Origin of the sequence: Stenotrophomonas sp. SMYL41, assembly GCF_036319965.1 — a bacterium.
Taxonomy (GTDB): Bacteria; Pseudomonadota; Gammaproteobacteria; order Xanthomonadales; family Xanthomonadaceae; genus Stenotrophomonas; species Stenotrophomonas maltophilia_R.
The window spans coordinates 302683-317854 of record NZ_JAWIRX010000004.1 but is presented as its reverse complement, the minus strand read 5'-3'; the positions used below and the strand labels follow the sequence as shown (position 1 = coordinate 317854).

Annotated in this window: 15 protein-coding genes; 3 read left to right on the top strand and 12 right to left on the bottom strand. The window is 67.2% G+C overall.

Annotated elements, in window-relative coordinates; genetic code table 11:
• Positions 1-92: 92 nt before the first annotated feature.
• Together V3B30_RS07300 and V3B30_RS07295 are read left to right on the top strand one after the other, a co-directional pair.
• On the top strand, positions 93-2315 hold the full coding sequence (locus tag V3B30_RS07300; RefSeq protein ID WP_262084554.1) for a methyl-accepting chemotaxis protein: 2223 nt from the start codon (positions 93-95) through the stop codon (positions 2313-2315).
• A 166-nt stretch (positions 2316-2481) separates the two neighbouring features.
• Positions 2482-2850 (top strand): glycine zipper 2TM domain-containing protein, encoded by a 369-nt coding sequence (locus tag V3B30_RS07295; protein ID WP_005415760.1) that lies wholly within the window; start codon positions 2482-2484, stop codon positions 2848-2850.
• 127 nt (positions 2851-2977) lie between these two features.
• On the opposite strand, the gene V3B30_RS07290 is transcribed toward V3B30_RS07295, so the two are convergent.
• The 5 genes from V3B30_RS07290 to V3B30_RS07270 form a co-directional block, all read right to left on the bottom strand.
• Positions 2978-4105 carry an ABC transporter permease gene (locus tag V3B30_RS07290; protein ID WP_262084553.1) on the bottom strand — a complete coding sequence of 376 codons (1128 nt, stop codon included), beginning with the start codon at positions 4103-4105 and terminating at the stop codon, positions 2978-2980.
• Positions 4102-5289: an ABC transporter permease gene (locus V3B30_RS07285; protein WP_262084552.1), complete on the bottom strand. Its 1188-nt coding sequence runs from the start codon at positions 5287-5289 to the stop codon at positions 4102-4104. Before V3B30_RS07285 ends, V3B30_RS07290 begins: the two co-directional genes overlap by 4 nt.
• Positions 5274-6287 (bottom strand): efflux RND transporter periplasmic adaptor subunit, encoded by a 1014-nt coding sequence (locus tag V3B30_RS07280; RefSeq protein WP_262084551.1) that lies wholly within the window; start codon positions 6285-6287, stop codon positions 5274-5276. The genes V3B30_RS07285 and V3B30_RS07280 overlap by 16 nt, the downstream gene beginning before the upstream one ends.
• The gene (locus V3B30_RS07275; protein ID WP_100471686.1) at positions 6280-7686 is read right to left on the bottom strand and encodes a TolC family protein; all 1407 of its coding nucleotides are present in this window, start codon (positions 7684-7686) and stop codon (positions 6280-6282) included. Before V3B30_RS07275 ends, V3B30_RS07280 begins: the two co-directional genes overlap by 8 nt.
• 78 nt (positions 7687-7764) lie before the next feature.
• Positions 7765-8658 (bottom strand): LysR family transcriptional regulator ArgP, encoded by an 894-nt coding sequence (locus V3B30_RS07270; protein WP_262084550.1) that lies wholly within the window; start codon positions 8656-8658, stop codon positions 7765-7767.
• A 106-nt stretch (positions 8659-8764) separates the two neighbouring features.
• Here V3B30_RS07270 and V3B30_RS07265 point away from each other — a divergent pair, with 106 nt between their 5' ends.
• Positions 8765-9379 carry a LysE/ArgO family amino acid transporter gene (locus V3B30_RS07265; protein WP_100471688.1) on the top strand — a complete coding sequence of 205 codons (615 nt, stop codon included), beginning with the start codon at positions 8765-8767 and terminating at the stop codon, positions 9377-9379.
• On the opposite strand, the gene map is transcribed toward V3B30_RS07265, so the two are convergent.
• The 7 genes from map to V3B30_RS07230 form a co-directional block, all read right to left on the bottom strand.
• Positions 9376-10158, bottom strand: a complete 783-nt coding sequence (gene map / locus V3B30_RS07260) for a type I methionyl aminopeptidase (RefSeq protein WP_100475168.1) — start codon at positions 10156-10158, stop codon at positions 9376-9378. The genes V3B30_RS07265 and map overlap by 4 nt on opposite strands.
• Before the next feature lie 7 nt (positions 10159-10165).
• A complete protein-coding gene (locus tag V3B30_RS07255; RefSeq protein WP_006425741.1) occupies positions 10166-10378 on the bottom strand; it encodes a ParD-like family protein in 213 nt (70 codons plus the stop codon).
• A gap of 68 nt (positions 10379-10446) precedes the next feature.
• Positions 10447-10806, bottom strand: coding sequence for a VOC family protein (locus tag V3B30_RS07250; RefSeq protein WP_071228487.1), 360 nt, complete (start codon positions 10804-10806; stop codon positions 10447-10449).
• Between the two features lie 111 nt (positions 10807-10917).
• On the bottom strand, positions 10918-11802 hold the full coding sequence (locus tag V3B30_RS07245; RefSeq protein ID WP_262084549.1) for a hypothetical protein: 885 nt from the start codon (positions 11800-11802) through the stop codon (positions 10918-10920).
• Between the two features lie 3 nt (positions 11803-11805).
• Positions 11806-12870 (bottom strand): GNAT family N-acetyltransferase, encoded by a 1065-nt coding sequence (locus V3B30_RS07240; RefSeq protein ID WP_262084548.1) that lies wholly within the window; start codon positions 12868-12870, stop codon positions 11806-11808.
• Between the two features lie 28 nt (positions 12871-12898).
• Positions 12899-14299 carry an aminotransferase class III-fold pyridoxal phosphate-dependent enzyme gene (locus tag V3B30_RS07235; RefSeq protein WP_262084547.1) on the bottom strand — a complete coding sequence of 467 codons (1401 nt, stop codon included), beginning with the start codon at positions 14297-14299 and terminating at the stop codon, positions 12899-12901.
• Between the two features lie 50 nt (positions 14300-14349).
• Positions 14350-15066, bottom strand: coding sequence for an MtnX-like HAD-IB family phosphatase (locus V3B30_RS07230; protein ID WP_100471693.1), 717 nt, complete (start codon positions 15064-15066; stop codon positions 14350-14352).
• Positions 15067-15172: the final 106 nt, after the last annotated feature.

The window sequence follows — 15172 nt, the reverse complement described above, 5'->3', positions numbered from 1 at the left end:
CAGAGTTTTGGATCGATATAATAATATCGGCCCATAAAGTTTCCCCTGCCTGCGCCGCCATCGATCGTACGGCCATGATCAAGGGAATTGAGATGCTCGCCTTACGCAACCTCCGAGTGGGATCCCGGCTGGGTGCCGGGTTCGGTCTGCTGCTGCTGTTCATCCTGGCCATCGTCGGCCTGGTGCTGTACGGAAACCATCTGAAGTCCGCCCAGTTCGAGAAAGTGGTGGGCGTGAACATGGTCAAGATGCGGCTGTTGAACGACATGCTGGATACCAACAACGCGGTGTTGATGCACCGCCGGCTGATGGTGATCAAGCGCGGCGAAGAATTCGACAAGGATTATCAGAAGGCGCAGGAGCTGTCGCAGACCTACGACGGCATCTGGGCCAAGTACATCAAGATTCCGCGCGATGCCACCGGCGATGCCTTGGTGGCGAAAATCGACGCGGCACGCAAGGCGACCGACGCCTCGACCCAGCATCTGCACGAGCGCATGAAGGCGGGTGATTTCGACGGCGCGGCCAAGGAACTGCTCGCCGAGCATGGGCTGGCAACCGCATGGAACGAGGCGATCTCGACCCTGCTGCGGCACCAGGAAACCCTGACCGAACGCAGCCGTGAGGAATACCGCGCCACGGAAGCATGGACGGGAACCCTGTCCATCGCCTTCGGTGTGCTCAGCCTGATTCTCGGCGCACTGGCCGCGTGGGCGATCACCCGCAGCCTGACTCGTCCGCTGGAAGGGGCGGTGAAGCTGGCCGATGGCATCGCCAACGGTCGCTTGGACAACAGCATCGACGCGTCCGGCAACGATGAGGTGACGCAGCTGCTCAGGTCGATGCAGCGCATGCAGGCGCAGCTGCAGTCGGTGATGGCGGCGCAGGGCGAGTTGGCACGCCAGCACGATGCGGGCAGTCTCAGCTACCGCATGGACGAGAGTGCCTTCCCCGGCGACTACGGGCGCATGGTGCATGAGACCAATGCGCTGGTCGGTTCGCACGTGCAGGTGCAGAACCGGCTGATCGAGGTGATGAAGCATTACGCCCGCGGTGATCTGTCAGTGGACATGGATCCGCTACCGGGCGAGAAGGCGGCGATCACCCAGGCAATGGACGAGACCAAGACCAGCCTGTCGGCGATCAATGGTGAGATCCGCCGGCTGGCGACGGCAGCGGCGGCGGGGGACTTCAGCCTGCGCGGCGACGAAGACCGCTTCGCCTATGATTTCCGCGACATGGTGGCCGGGCTCAATCGCCTGATGCAGACCACCGACGACAACCTGGTGCAGGTGTCGACCCTGCTGCAGGCGATCTCGCGCGGAGACCTGACCGTGCGCATGCAGGGTGACTTCCACGGTGTGTTCGCCCGCATGCGCGATGACTGCAACGCCACTGTCGATCAGCTCAAGCAGATTGTCGGCCGCATCCAGTCCAGCGCATCCAGCATCAACCTGGCGGCAGGCGAGATCGCCTCGGGCAACACCGATCTGTCGCGGCGCACCGAGCAGCAGGCGGCGAACCTGGAAGAGACCGCGGCATCGATGGAGGAACTGACCTCCACCGTGAAACAGAATGCCGAGCATGCCCGCCAGGCCAACCAGCTCGCCATCGGCGCACATGGTGTTGCTTCGCAGGGCGGCGAGGTGGTCGGCCAGGTTGTCACCACCATGTCGGCCATCGAAGCCTCGTCGAAGAAGATCGCCGAGATCATCAGCGTCATCGACGGCATCGCCTTCCAGACCAACATCCTGGCCTTGAACGCGGCGGTGGAAGCCGCGCGTGCCGGTGAACAGGGCAGGGGCTTTGCGGTGGTGGCCAGTGAGGTGCGCACGCTGGCACAGCGCTCGGCCGGTGCGGCCAAGGAGATCAAGGGCCTGATCGAGGATTCGGTCGGCAAGGTCGCTGACGGCTCGGCGCTGGTCCGCCAGGCTGGCACCACGATGGGTGAGATCGTGGCGTCGGTGCAGCGCGTGACCGACATCATGGCCGATATCTCCGCCGCATCGCAGGAGCAGAGCTCGGGTATCGAGCAGGTGAACCAGGCGGTGGTGCAGATGGACGAGACCACGCAGCAGAATGCGGCGCTGGTGGAAGAGGCCAGTGCGGCGGCACGCTCGATGGAAGAGCAGGCCAACCTGCTGGCCGAGGCGGTTTCGGTGTTCCGCACGGGTGCGGCGACGGCAGCGGCGGTGGTACGCCCTGCATTGGCAGCGGTGGCTGCGACGGTCACCCCGGTGCGTCGGCCCGCTGTGCTCTCACACCGCATTGAACCGACACTGGCGGCCAACGCCGGTGGCTGGGAAGAGTTCTAGCAAGGCAGCACGCCGGTAGGGAGACGGCGCCCATCACGATGGCTGATCGTGATGGGCGCGGATTTTCTTCCTGAACGCGCGATGGCCAATGAGGCGGCGGACACGCGCATTTCACTTCCGGTTGCCAACCGCGGGAGGACACTTGCGCCATACCGGAACTCAGGAGATGGCCATGAAGACCTCGACCCGATTGCTTGTGCTGGGCACCCTGCTGGCGGCTTCGTCGGTGGCCGGCGCGCAGACCTATGGGCCGCGCGATGAGGGACGCAAGTTCAACGATGGCAGCCGCGTGGTCTGCAAGAACGTGGAAGTGCAGCGCAACTCGCGCGATCCGAACCGCATTGCCGGTACTGCGACCGGCGCGGTGATCGGCGGCCTGCTGGGCAACCAGGTGGGCGGCGGCAATGGCAAGAAGCTCGCTACCGTGGCAGGTGCTGTTGCCGGTGGTGCGGCCGGCCGCCAGATCCAGGGCAACAGCCAGCAGAAGAACGGCGACCGCGTGGTCGAGCGCCGCTGCGAACGTGTCTATCGCTGATCGATCGCCGGCAGCCCCGTTTTCCCCTTCCACACCGCAGTACTCGAACGCCGGCCCCGCGCCGGCGTTCTTCATTGCAGGAAAAGGGGACGGAGGGGATTAAGTCGCAATCCCCCAAACCGGCCGCTTACGACTTAATCCCCTCCGTCCCCTTTTCTGCGAGGAGGCGCCAGGTGGCGAGGCTGCCGTAGAGCAGCAGCAGGGCGGTGAGGGTGATCAGTTCATGGCCAACTTCGGCCAGGCTGGCGTCCATCTGGTTCAGGCGCACCATCAGGTTGATGCCTGAGGTGGTGGGTAGCAGCTGCGCCAGCCAGACCAGCGGTTGTGGCGTCATCACGGCCGGCCACGACAGGTTGGCCAAGAAGAACAGCGGGATCGAGGTGGCGATGATGTACTGGAAGGCGCGTTCGCGGGTGCGGAAAAAGCTGCCGACGAACAGGCCGAAGGCCACGGTGGCGGCGATGAACAAGGTGCCGCCCAGCAGCTGGCCCATCGGATTGCCGCCGCGCGGATAGTCCTGCACCCAGGCGGTGAATCCGGCGTAATAGAACAGGCCAAACAGGCCGATGAGGGCGAAGCCCAACGCCATGCCGGCCAGGGTCGGGAGGTCGAAGCGCAGGCGTCGGCCAAGTGCGAGACGACGGCCACCGAGCAGGACGCCGATACCCATCAGCAGCGTCTGGTGCACGATCAGCTCGGCCACGCCGGGCACGATGGCGCTGCCATAGCCTTCCTGGGTGTTGTACAGCGGGCGCTGCACCAGGGTGACCGGTGGTGCCTGCGGCGCGCCCATGAAGGCGGCCTGGCCGACTACCGCCTCACGCCCGAATGCGCCCAGTGCATCGGCCACGCTGCCCAGCACCCAACTGGCACGGCCCAGGTAGGCGCCGTTACCGAGCAGCACCAGCTTGGCCGGGTGGCCGCGCAGGATGTCGCGCTCCAGGTTGGCCGGGATCAGCACGATGCCTTCGGCGTGGCCGGCTTCCAGCTGCTGGCGGGCACTGTCGATGTCCGTCGGTTGCCCGACCACGCGCGCAACACGGAGTGCATCGAGCTTGCGCAGCAGCTCGCGGCTGGTCGCGCTGTGGTCTTCATCCACCACCAGCACCGGCAGGTTGCCGGCCACCTGGTGACGGTACGCGGCCGGGTAGAAGAACGAGTACAGGATCACCGCGCCGACCATCACCACGATCGCATAGCGGTCGCACAGCACCGCCATCAGGGTCTGCCGCAGGCTGCGCCAGAATGCGCTCATGCGTCGGCTCCTGCCGGTTGTGCGGCTTCGGGCGTGCGCGCGAAGGCGATCAGGCGCAGGCCGCCGATGCCACCGGCGATCACCGACATCAGCAGCAATGTGGCCAGCGGCCACACCGAAACCGGCAACGGCGAACCGATGAACTGCTGCTGGGTCTGCAGCTTGATGTAGGCGCTGAGCGGCAGCAGCTGATGCCAGATGCGGGTGAACAGAGGGCCGTCCAGCACCGGGAAGGTGGCGCTGGAGAACGCCAGTGCGGTGCCGATGCTGAGGCCGACTGCGGACAGCGCGGTACCCATGTCGCGGGTGACGCCGACGAAGAACAGCGCGTAGGCAGCCGTGGCCAGGTAGAACAGTGGCTGTGCAAGCAGCAGCAGGAGCACGCTGCCCGCCACGCCATCGCCGCGCAGCCAGGCCAGGTAGCCGATGCCGAGTGCGCCATACACCGAGAACAGCAGGATGTACGGTGCGACCTTGCCGGCAATCGCCGACCACGGCGTGCGGCCCAGCCAGGCGGGCAGGGTGCCGTCGCGGATCTCGCGGCCGAGGCTGCCGGCCACTGCCAGCGCCAGCACCAGCGACAGCACCGCAGGGAAGATCAGCGGCAGCAGGAACAGCTCGTAGCTGCGCGCCGGGTTGTAGAGGATGTCCGACTGCACCGCGATCGGTGCCGCGCGCAGCTTGGCCGGGCCGACCTGCAGGCCGATGCGCTCGCGCAGCAGGCGTGCGTTCCAGGCCGAGACCGCGTCGCCGATATCGCGCGCCGCGGACTGGCCGGTGGTCATGTAGGTGGCGTTGTAATAGGCGAACACCGTGCCCTGGCGCCCGCGCAGCGCCTGCCGGGTGACGTCGCGCGGCACCAACACGATGGCGAACACGTCCAGGCTGCGCAGCTGCGAACGTGCGTCTTCCAGGTCCACCGGCTGGCTGGCGACGCGCACGCCGGGGCTGGCGTCGAGCATGCGCAGCAGCAGGCGGCTGTCACTGCTGTGGTCGAGGTCGACCACGGCGATCGGAATGTCGCGCATCACCGAGGGCGTGAACATCCACGCCATCACCACCAGCATCAGCAGGGGCAGCAGGGTGACGAGAAGCAGGTCGGCGCGGTTGCCGCGCAGCGACCACAGCTCGCGCCGCCAGCTGGCGGCGAAGCCGCCGCGGCCAGGGCTCAGTGCTGGGGCCATGCGAACAGCACGCTCATGCCGGGGCGGAAGCCCTCGATGCGGCGTACCGGGCGCACCCGCACCTCGAAGCTGCGGACGTCGTAGCCGGACGACTGGCGGGTGGTACGCCAGGTTGCATAGTCGCCGGCCGGGTTGATGAAGTAGACCTCGAATTCGCCGTCCAGGCCGAGTGCCGGCACGCTGCCCTGCAGCTTGCTGCCGACCTTCAGGCCCTGCATCTGTGATTCGCGCAGGTTCATCGCCACCCACATGCGATCGATGTCGACCAGGGTGAACACCGGGTAGCCGGCCGGCACCAGTTCGCCCGGGTCGGCCATGCGCTTGTTGATCTCGCCAGCCACCGGCGCGCGCCCTTCCACTTCGATACGCGCGGCGTTGACCTCGGCCACCGCGCCCTGTGCCTGCTGCACCTGGCCCTGCGCGGCACGCTTGTCCTGCTCGCGTGCGCCGGCCAAGGCCATGTCGTACTGCGCGCGGGCGGCACGGGCCAGTTCGCGCGAACTGGTGGCCTGGGCATGTGCTTCATCGCGCTTCTGCCGGGTCATCACCCCTTCGTTGAACAGGTTCTGCACGCGCTGGTAGGTGGCTTCAGCCAGCGTCGCACCGGCTTCGGCCCGCTTCCAGTTCGCTTCGGCGGCGCGGATGTCCTCGCTGCGCGCGCCTTCGTCGGCCTTGTCGGCCACCGCCTGTGCGGCGGCCAATGCGCCGTGTGCCTGCTGTTCCTTGGCGGCCACTTCCGGGCTGTCGAGCAGGAACAGCACCTGCCCGGGCTGCACGCGGTCACCCTCGCGCACCTTCAGCTCGGCCACGCGCGCGGTGATCTTGGCGGCCACGTTGATCGTGTCCGCATCGGCCATGCCCTGGATCTGGTCGCCCGGGCTGCGCCAGGCCAGCCACAGGCCGAGCACCACCACGACCAGCAGCACCACTATCAGGATCGGTCCCAACCGGCGCTTGCCTGGGGGTGTCGTCGCATCGTCGTGCAGCACATCACTCATGGTCGATCACCTCGTCCGCACGCCGCCGGAACTCTTCGAAACGGTCCATCTGCCCACTGACCTCCAGCAACTGTGCCAGCGCAATATCGTATTGGTAGGCGGCCTGTGCGCGCTCGACGCGGGCGCCGCCGAGGCCGAGCCGCGCGTCGATCACATCCAGCGAGGTGGCCTGGCCTTCGCGGAACGCCAGCTCCTGCAGGCGCAGGTTTTCCTGTGCCTGGGCAATGCTGCTGTCGAGCAGCACGTACTGCTGGCGCGCGGTTTCCAGCTCGTTCCAGGCCTTGCGCACGCCCAGTGCGACCTGGTTCTCGGCCTCGCGCAGGCCCGCTTCGGCCTGGTCCTGCTGCGCACGCGCGGCGCTGATCTGCGCCGGCCGCGAGTTCGGCGACAGGAAGGTGTACTTCAGGCCGATGCCGAACGCCCAGTCCGGATCGGTCAGCATCTCGTCGCGGCGGCGGAAGTCGTACTGGCCGAAGGCGAAGATCTGCGGCTTCAGCTTGGCCTGCTGCACGCGCACGCCCTGTTCGGCCTGCGCCACCATCGCGCGCAGGCGTGCGATCTGCGGCTGGCGTGCCTGCGCGGTGCGCTCGAAGCTGGCCACCGGTTCCAGTGGCACGCGCTGCACGAACAGCGGTGACACCGGCTGCACCTCGCCGCCACTGCGCAGCAGCGTGGCCAACGCGGCCTTCAGCGTGGCCAGGTCGTTCACCGTCTTCTGGTATTCGCGCTCGGCCTTGTCACGGGCCACGGTGGCCTGCAGGCGCTGGGCGCGGGTGGCGAAGCCCTCGCGTTCCAGCTTCTCTGCGTCGGAGAGGTGGCGGTTGAGGCCATCGCGCACGTCGCGGCGCACGTCCACCGCTTGCTCGGCCAAGCGTTGGCCGAAATAGGCCTGGGCCAGCTGCACGGTCAACGATTGACGCTGGGCTTCGCGCTCGGCACTGGCCTGTTCGTGCGCGGCGCTGGCCGCACGTTGCGCGGCCGGAATCACGCCGCCGGTGTACAGCGGCAGCACCGCGGTCACCACCGGGCGGGTACGCCAGTCGCGTTCGGTGAACGACAGCGGCGAGTCGATGCCATAGGCCTCGGCCACCGGTGCCAGTGAACCCAGTGGCAGGGTGAGGGTCTTCTGGAACTGCAGTCGGCGCACTTCGCCGGTGATCTCCGGCAGGCGCAGCAGGCGGGTCGCGTCCTGCAGGTCCTGCTTGTTGCGCACGGCGGCGTCGGCGGCGGCCAGCGCATCGGAGACCTGCTCCAGGCGTTGCCGTGCCTGTTCCCAGTCCAATGCGGGTGCGTCGGTGTTGCTCTGCGCGGGCGCAGCGAATGGCAGGCAGGTTGCCAGCGCCAGCCCCAGCACGGCCTTCGCGCGGTGCGTCCTTGTACGTCGGCCGATCACGCCCATGCCGTCCCAGTGGTAATGAAGTGCGCAAACGGTAGTGCGCGCGGCGTGAAGCCCGGGTCTGCGATCATCGGTGTGTCCTCAACGAAGGGTGCCGCTGGCCGCAGTGCGCAGCGCCTGGGTGATGTGCTGCAGCGTGCTTGAGCGCACGGCGGCATGCTGCCAGTACAGCGGCACATCGAGCCAGCGACGGGGTTCCAGTACCACCACGCGTCCGGCGCGCACCGCGGGCGCGACCAGGGTTTCCGGGGCCATGCCCCAGCCGAGTCCGCACGCGGCGGCTTCGACGAAACCGGTGGAGGAGGGCAGGTAGTGTAACGGTGGCTGCAGCCGCGCGCGGGTCAGTCGCCGCACGAAACGCCACTGCAGTTCATCCTTGCGGTTGAACACCAGCATCGGCGCGCGCACCAGGGCCGCAGCCTGCATGCCGTCGCGGAAGTACTGGCGGGCGAAGCCGGGCGAGGCGATGGCGTGGTAGCGCATCGCGCCGAGTGGGTGCACGTTGCATCCCTTCACCGGTTGGCCTTCGGCAGTGACCGCGCCGAGCACGCTGCCATCGCGCAGCAGCTGCAGGGTGTGGTCCTGGTCGTCCATGCGCAGGTCGAACAGGTAACCGTGGCGCTGGTGCAGGTCGGCGATGGCCGGTACGAACCAGGTATCGAGCGAGTCGTCGTTGACCGCCAGCGGGATCGGCGTGCGCGCAGCGTCGCTGCCACGCTCGGGCAGCAGCTCGGCCAGCGCCTCGGCTTCCAGTGCCTGCATCGGTCGTACCCGCCGCAGCAGCGCTTCACCCGCCGCGGTCGGCCGGCACGGTGCCTGGCGCACTACCAGGACCTGCCCGAGCCTGTCCTCCAGCGCCTTGATCCGCTGCGACAGGGCCGACGGGCTGATCGACAGGCGGCGTGCCGCAGCCTCGAAGCTGCCTTCCTCCAGCACCGCGGCAAACGCGGCCAGTTGCGGATGTACCAGATCCATGCCGGAGCCTCTTCAGTTTTGCTGCACAGGATAAAGAAAAATCAGATTGTCTAAACAGGGGCGGCGGCCGCACCCTGCGCGTCCCCTTGCTGCCTGGCCTGTCCTGATGTGGATCGCCGCTACCGCCGCCGGCCTGTTCGCAGGTGCCGGCCTGATCATCGCCATCGGTGCGCAGAACGCCTTCGTGCTGCGCCAGGGCCTGCAGCAGCGCCATGTGGGCAGGGTGGTGCTGGCCTGTGCCGGCGCAGACATCGCGCTGATCCTGGCTGGCGTCGGCGGCATGGGCGCGCTGGTGCTGCAGTGGCCACTGCTGCTGCAGGTGCTGCGTTTCGGTGGCGCGGCGTTCCTGCTCTGGTACGGCCTGCAGGCCGGGCTGCGGGCGTGGCGCGGTGGCAGTGCGCTGTCTGCCGCCGAGGGGCAGGGCGGCACCGGACGCCAGGTACTGCTGACCTGCCTGGCCTTCACCCTGCTCAACCCGCATGTCTACCTGGATACCGTGGTGCTGCTGGGCAGCCTGTCCACGCGCTATCCCGGTGACCTGCGCTGGGCCTTCGCCGCCGGTGCCTGCGCCGCCAGCGTGGCCTGGTTCTGCACGCTGGGCTATGGCGCGCGCCTGTTGCAGCCGGTGTTCCGCAGGCCGGGCGCCTGGCGCGTGCTGGACGCCGGCGTGGCGATCTTCATGTTCTGCCTCGCCACGCTGCTGCTGTTGCGCCCGCTCTAGGCCGCGTCCATCGCGCACAACGGCGTTTCGCCGGGGCGCAGGGTCAGCACGCGCACGCCGCTGCGGGTAACTGCCACGGTGTGCTCGAACTGCGCCGACAGCTTGCCGTCGCGGGTGTAGACCGGCCATTCGTCCGGCTGTTGGCGGATGGCCGGCTTGCCTTGGTTGAGCATCGGCTCGATGGTGAACACCATGCCTTCTTCCAGCACCATGCCGGTGTTGGGATGGCCGTAGTGCAGGATCTGCGGTTCCTCGTGCATCTCCTGGCCGATGCCATGGCCGCAGTATTCCTTCACCACGCTATAACCCTGGCTGCGTGCATGGCGGGCGATGGCGTGGCCGATGTCGCCCAGGCGCGCGCCGGGGCGCACCGCAGCGATGCCTTTCCACATCGCCTGGTAGGTGGCCTGCACCAGCCTGCGCGCCGCGTAGTTGGCCTCGCCCACCAGGTAGGTGGTGCTGGAATCGGCGATGTAGCCGTTCTTCTCCAGGGTGATGTCGAGGTTGACGATCTGGCCGTTGCGCAGCACGTCGGTGGTGCTGGGTACGCCGTGGCAGATCACGTTGTCGATCGAGGTGTTGAGCACATACGGGAAGCCGTACTGCCCCTTGCTGGCCGGTCGCGCCTGCAACTCATCGACGATCATGCGTTCGACGAAATCGTTGATCTCCATGGTGCTGCGACCCTGCAGCGGTAGCCGGTCGAGTGCGGCGAACACCTGCGCCAGCAGGCGCCCGGATTCGGCCATCAGCGCGATCTCGTCGGGGCGCTTGATGATCGCCACGTCACGCCCGCCCGGGGGCCAGCGCCTGCGGCTGTACGCCGGCTGCCCGCAGTTCGCTGGCGACGATGTCCTGGAAGCTCAGCGTGGGGTTCATCTCGCACAGCATGCCGACCCGGATCCAGAAGTTGGCCTGGGCGTTGATCGAGCGGCTGGAGACGGTGCAGGCACGGCGCAGCTGGTCGTGCAGGGTGTCATCGATGTTGACGATGCCCATGGGCGGTCCTGGATCAGTGAGTATACGAAGCGTATATGTTTCGTATATCCAGCTCAAGGCCGCCCGGTTCAGCTGGCGTCGGTGGCGAAGCGCAGGCGGTTGCCGTCGGGGTCACGCAGCAGCATCTCGCGGCTGCCCCATTCGGTGTCATGCGGCGGCTGTTCGATGGGTACGCCCGCAGCGCTGAAGGCGCGATGCAGGGCGTCGACGTCCTCAACGATGAAGTACACCGCGCCGCCGACCTCGCAGTCGCCGCTGTGCTCGGTAAGGAAGATCGTCTGGCCGTCGCGCGTGAGCTGGGCGAACAGCGGGAAGCCAGGTTCGAAGCGGTGTTCCCAGTCGACCACGAAACCCAGCCCCTGCACGTAGAACGGTAGGGTGGTGTCGGCATGGCGCATGCGCAGTTGCGGGATGACGGTCTGGGGCATGACGAGAGCTCATGGGGCGGGCATCCAGTGTAGTGCCGGCTGTGGGCCGGCATCCTCGTGAGCCCGGGAACAGGAAGTTGCCGGGCCAATGGCCGGCACTACCGGAAGCGGTCAGCAGGCCGTCGGCACGGCGGCCATCGCCGCCAGCAGTTCACGGTTCACCTGCTGGTGCCGTGCCTGCCACACCGGCAGATCGTCGGCGCTGATGTCGGGCTGGCCATCCAGCGAGGACAGCCAGCGCTTGAAGCGGCTCCGGTAGTTGGCCAGCGACACTTCGCCGGTGATGTCACTGCCGACCAGGCCGCCGGCGCGCAGCGCTTCGATCACCACCAGTGCGTGTTCCAGCTGGAAGCGGCCCTGGTCCCAGTTGCTGCGGGCGACGTTCTCGGCGAACACGTCCTTGTCGATCGACAGGTAGGTCGGCTGTGGCGACTTCGCCTGCTCTGCGGCGAATGCGGCCACCAGCGCTTCGGGATGCTCGAAACGGCGGAAGGCGTGGCCCATGCCGAGGCGCTGACCCCAGCCCACGTCCACGTCCATGCACCAGTACGTCAACCGCCTGCCCATCAGCGGACGCCAGTGGTTCTCCCAGGCATGGCCGAGGCCGATGTCGCTGGAGGTGATGCCGAGCACGTGGATGTGCGAGATCTGCGGCAGCTTGCTGGCGGCGTTCACCCACGATCCGCAGTGCATGCCGAACGGGAAACGCATGTTGTCCGGATGGTTGTCCAGCACCACCAGCTGGAACGGTTCCTGCGCGCGCATGCGCTGCAGCAGCGGCAGGCTGAGGTGATGGAAGTCGCCACTTCCGAGCATCACCGTGCCGAGCTGGGCCGGCAGCGCTGCCAGCACTTCCGCCGCGAAACGGCCCAGCGTCGTATTGCTGCAGGCGAACCGCAGCGGATCGTGCCACTGCGGCAGGGCCAGGGTCTGCGCTTGGGGCAGCGGCAGCACGCCACCGTCCAGGTCCAGGATCAACGGGGAGCGCAATGGCATCGTTCAACCGCCTCCATCAGGTTCGCCCTGCAGATGCGGGGCCAGCTTGCGCAGGGCGGCGCGCAGCAGCGGCGAGCGTGCGTGGACCGCGTGCCGGGTGGAGGTGAAGCGGGCGCCCAGCTCGGCCTTGATCCGCGAGTCGGTCCAGCCGGCCACGTAGTGGCTCAGGCCGTGCTGCAGCGCGTACTCGAGGTTGTGCATCCAGCTGACCGCGTACAGGTTGTGCTCGCGCGACTGCGGATAAGCCAGGCCGATGTACTTGTCCACCAGCTTGCCGGCATGCACGTAGCACAGGTTCCAGCCGATCAGCTGGCCTTGGTTGCGGTACAGGAACATCCGTCCCTGGCCCAGGCTGTCGGCCAGCAGGTACTGGAAATAAGGCAGGTCGAGCTGGTCGAAATGCACGGCGCTCTGTGCGTACACGCCCAGGTACAGCGCATGCAGTTCGGCCTGCAGCTGCGGGTCGGCCAGGGCCGGATCACCGGTGGCGATGCACTCGACCTGCAGCTCGTCACGCGAGCGCAGCTTGCGCCGGATGTTCTTGCGGCGCGAGGACGACAGGCGTCCGAGATAGCCATCGAGTGAATCGAAATCGATCGCCACCCAGGCCAGCGGCATGCCTTCCAGTTCGACGAAGCCGCGTGCCAGCAGCGCCTGCAGGAAGGCACCGCTGTGTGCATTGGCGGCGTCGTCCAGCAGCGGCGAATCGATCGCCAGGTCCTTGACCACCAGCAGCCGGGTATCGCCGGTCGCGTGACGCGTCACGTCCTCGGCCAAAGCCTCTGGTGCGACGTGCGCGGGCAGCGGGGTGTACTCGGTGCTGGTGGCACCGACGAAGCGGGTCTTCCAGGTGATCCAGGGCCGCCACAGGCGCGACAGCGGCAGGCCAAGCAGCTTGCCGCGCAGGTCGTCATCCATCGTGGTGGTCAGGTCCAGCGGCGCACGGAAGGTCGGCAGGCCGCTGGGAAGGCGGCCCGCCTCGAACCCGTGCGGCGGGTGGGCCAGGAAGCCCTCCAGCAGCGCGGCCGGTTCCAGCGCGGTGCTGGACGCGCGTGACGTCATCTCCATCGGCACGGGAACCGGCAGCGCATCGACCTCAGCCCTTGGCCTTGGTCAGCGCCTGGTCGAGCAGGGTGATCGCCAGGTCGATCTCCTGGTAGCTGATGTCCAGCGACGGCGCGAAGGTGATCACGTTCTTGTACCAGCCACCCACGTCGAGTACGAGGCCCATGCGCTTGCCATCGTGCAGCAGGTCACCGGCCAGGCCGATGTCGACCATGCGGTCCAGCAGTTCCTTGTTCGGGGTGTAGCCGTCGGTCTGGCAGATCTCGGCGCGCAGGGCCAGGCCCAGGCCGTCGACGTCGCCGATTTCCGGGTGGCGCTTCTGCAGGCCACGCAGGCCGTCGAGGAAGTACGCGCCCTTTTCCGGCACGGTGCGCTCGTAATCCATTTCCTTGCCCAGCTTCAGCACTTCCAGGCCCATGCGGGTGCCCAGCGGGTTGGAGTTGAAGGTGGAGTGGGTGGAGCCCGGCGGGAACACGGTCGGGTTGATCAGCTCTTCGCGCGCCCACAGGCCCGACAGCGGGTTCAGGCCGTTGGTCAGCGCCTTGCCGAACACCAGCACGTCCGGGGTCACGCCGAAGTGCTCGATCGACCACAGCTTGCCGGTGCGCCAGAAGCCCATCTGGATCTCATCGACGACCATCAGGATGCCGTACTTGTCCAGCACGCGCTTGAGGCCGGTGAAGAAGTTGCGCGGCGGGATGACGTAGCCGCCGGTGCCCTGGATCGGCTCGACGTAGAACGCGGCGTATTCGGCCTGGCCGACCTTGGGATCCCACACGCCGTTGTATTCGCTTTCGAACAGGCGCTCGAACTGCCAGACGCAGTGGTCGGAGTACTCGTCCGGGGTCATGCCCTTCGGGCGACGGAAGGGGTACGGGAACGGAATGAACATCGCGCGCTCGCCGAAGTGGCCGTAGCGGCGGCGGTAGCGGTAGCTGGAGGTGATCGACGAGGCACCCAGGGTACGCCCGTGGTAGCCACCTTCGAAGGCGAACATCAGGCTCTTGCCGCCGCGGGCGTTGCGCACGATCTTCAGCGAGTCTTCAACGGCCTGCGCGCCGCCGACGTTGAAGTGCACGCGGCCGTCGAGGCCGAACTTTTCGTGCATGTCCACGGCAATGGTCTTGGCCAGCTGCACGCGGGTCGGGTGCAGGTACTGGCTGGCGACCTGCGGCAGGGTGTCGATCTGGTCCTTCAGCGCGTCGTTCAGGCGCTTGTTGCTGTAGCCGAAGTTGCAGGCCGAGTACCACATCTGCAGGTCGAGGTAGGGCACGCCCGCGCCGTCGAACATGTAGCTGCCTTCGCCACGCTGGAAGATCTTCGGCGGGTCGACGTAGTGGACGGTATCGCCGAAGGAGCTGTAGCGGGCTTCGTCTGCCAGCAGCTGCGCGTCGAGGGCAGCGGCGTCGGCGTTCTTGTCAAAAATGTTCATGCAGTTCGGTTCCGTGAAGGACGTTCGAAAGGGGGAAGGGGGGGGCGTGCTCAGGCGGTGGCCAGCAGCAGGGGCAGTCCGGCGGGCGGTGGGCTGGCGTCGAGGCGACGTGGCTGCAGCAGGCTGCCATCGAGCAAGCGCGGCAGCAGTGCGATTGCATCGTGGAAGGTGTCGATGGCGGCATGCTCGATGCCGGCGTTCGTGCAATGGGTGATGAGGCGACGCTTGGCGAACACGAAGTCGGCATCTTCGGACACGCAGAAGTCGGAACTGCCGTCGCCGATCATCAGCACGCGCGGTGCCTGGTTGGCACGTGCCTGCGCGGCGCAGGTGCACTTGCAGGTACCGCTGCGGCACCCTTCGGCCTGGTAGGGCGATTCCAGTTCCCAATGGTCTTCGCACCAGCGCAGGTGGTTGGCCACCACCGGCAACGGCGGCAGGCCGTGGTTGGCGAGGATGCGGTGGATCGCGTAGTCCAGGCCGTCGCTGACGATGCGCAGTGGCAGGCCCAGCTGCTCGGCGCGGGCGACGAAGGCAGCGAAGCCCGGGTCGATCTGTACCTGGTCCAGGTGTGCGTCGAGCGTGGCCGGGTCCAGTTCCAGCAGCCGAACCTGGCCCTGCATGCATTCACGCGAGCCGATCTTTCCCGACTTCCACTGGTCTTCCAGTTCCTGCCACCCCGGCTGGCCGTACTTCTCCAGCAGCGAGTCGATGACATCTTCGAGGCTGATGGTGCCGTCGAAGTCACACAGGATGCTCCAGTGCATGGCAGGTCCGTCGATGAGAAAGTCGTCCGGCACGGTGCCGGGGCAGGCTCAATGTAGGCAGGCAGCCTTTCTCGTTCCTTTCCTGTTGAAAGCCTGCACCGCAGGA

Bases quoted from the DNA above. Each gene is read 5' to 3' on its own strand.
- V3B30_RS07300 (WP_262084554.1), top strand. From the start codon at position 93: ATGCTCGCCTTACGCAACCTCCGAGTGGGATCCCGGCTGGGTGCCGGG.
- V3B30_RS07295 (WP_005415760.1), top strand. From the start codon at position 2,482: ATGGCCATGAAGACCTCGACCCGATTGCTTGTGCTGGGCACCCTGCTG.
- V3B30_RS07290 (WP_262084553.1), bottom strand. From the start codon at position 4,105: ATGAGCGCATTCTGGCGCAGCCTGCGGCAGACCCTGATGGCGGTGCTG.
- V3B30_RS07285 (WP_262084552.1), bottom strand. From the start codon at position 5,289: ATGGCCCCAGCACTGAGCCCTGGCCGCGGCGGCTTCGCCGCCAGCTGG.
- V3B30_RS07280 (WP_262084551.1), bottom strand. From the start codon at position 6,287: ATGAGTGATGTGCTGCACGACGATGCGACGACACCCCCAGGCAAGCGC.
- V3B30_RS07275 (WP_100471686.1), bottom strand. From the start codon at position 7,686: ATGGGCGTGATCGGCCGACGTACAAGGACGCACCGCGCGAAGGCCGTG.
- V3B30_RS07270 (WP_262084550.1), bottom strand. From the start codon at position 8,658: ATGGATCTGGTACATCCGCAACTGGCCGCGTTTGCCGCGGTGCTGGAG.
- V3B30_RS07265 (WP_100471688.1), top strand. From the start codon at position 8,765: ATGTGGATCGCCGCTACCGCCGCCGGCCTGTTCGCAGGTGCCGGCCTG.
- V3B30_RS07255 (WP_006425741.1), bottom strand. From the start codon at position 10,378: ATGGGCATCGTCAACATCGATGACACCCTGCACGACCAGCTGCGCCGT.
- V3B30_RS07250 (WP_071228487.1), bottom strand. From the start codon at position 10,806: ATGCCCCAGACCGTCATCCCGCAACTGCGCATGCGCCATGCCGACACC.
- V3B30_RS07245 (WP_262084549.1), bottom strand. From the start codon at position 11,802: ATGCCATTGCGCTCCCCGTTGATCCTGGACCTGGACGGTGGCGTGCTG.
- V3B30_RS07240 (WP_262084548.1), bottom strand. From the start codon at position 12,870: ATGGAGATGACGTCACGCGCGTCCAGCACCGCGCTGGAACCGGCCGCG.
- V3B30_RS07235 (WP_262084547.1), bottom strand. From the start codon at position 14,299: ATGAACATTTTTGACAAGAACGCCGACGCCGCTGCCCTCGACGCGCAG.
- V3B30_RS07230 (WP_100471693.1), bottom strand. From the start codon at position 15,066: ATGCACTGGAGCATCCTGTGTGACTTCGACGGCACCATCAGCCTCGAA.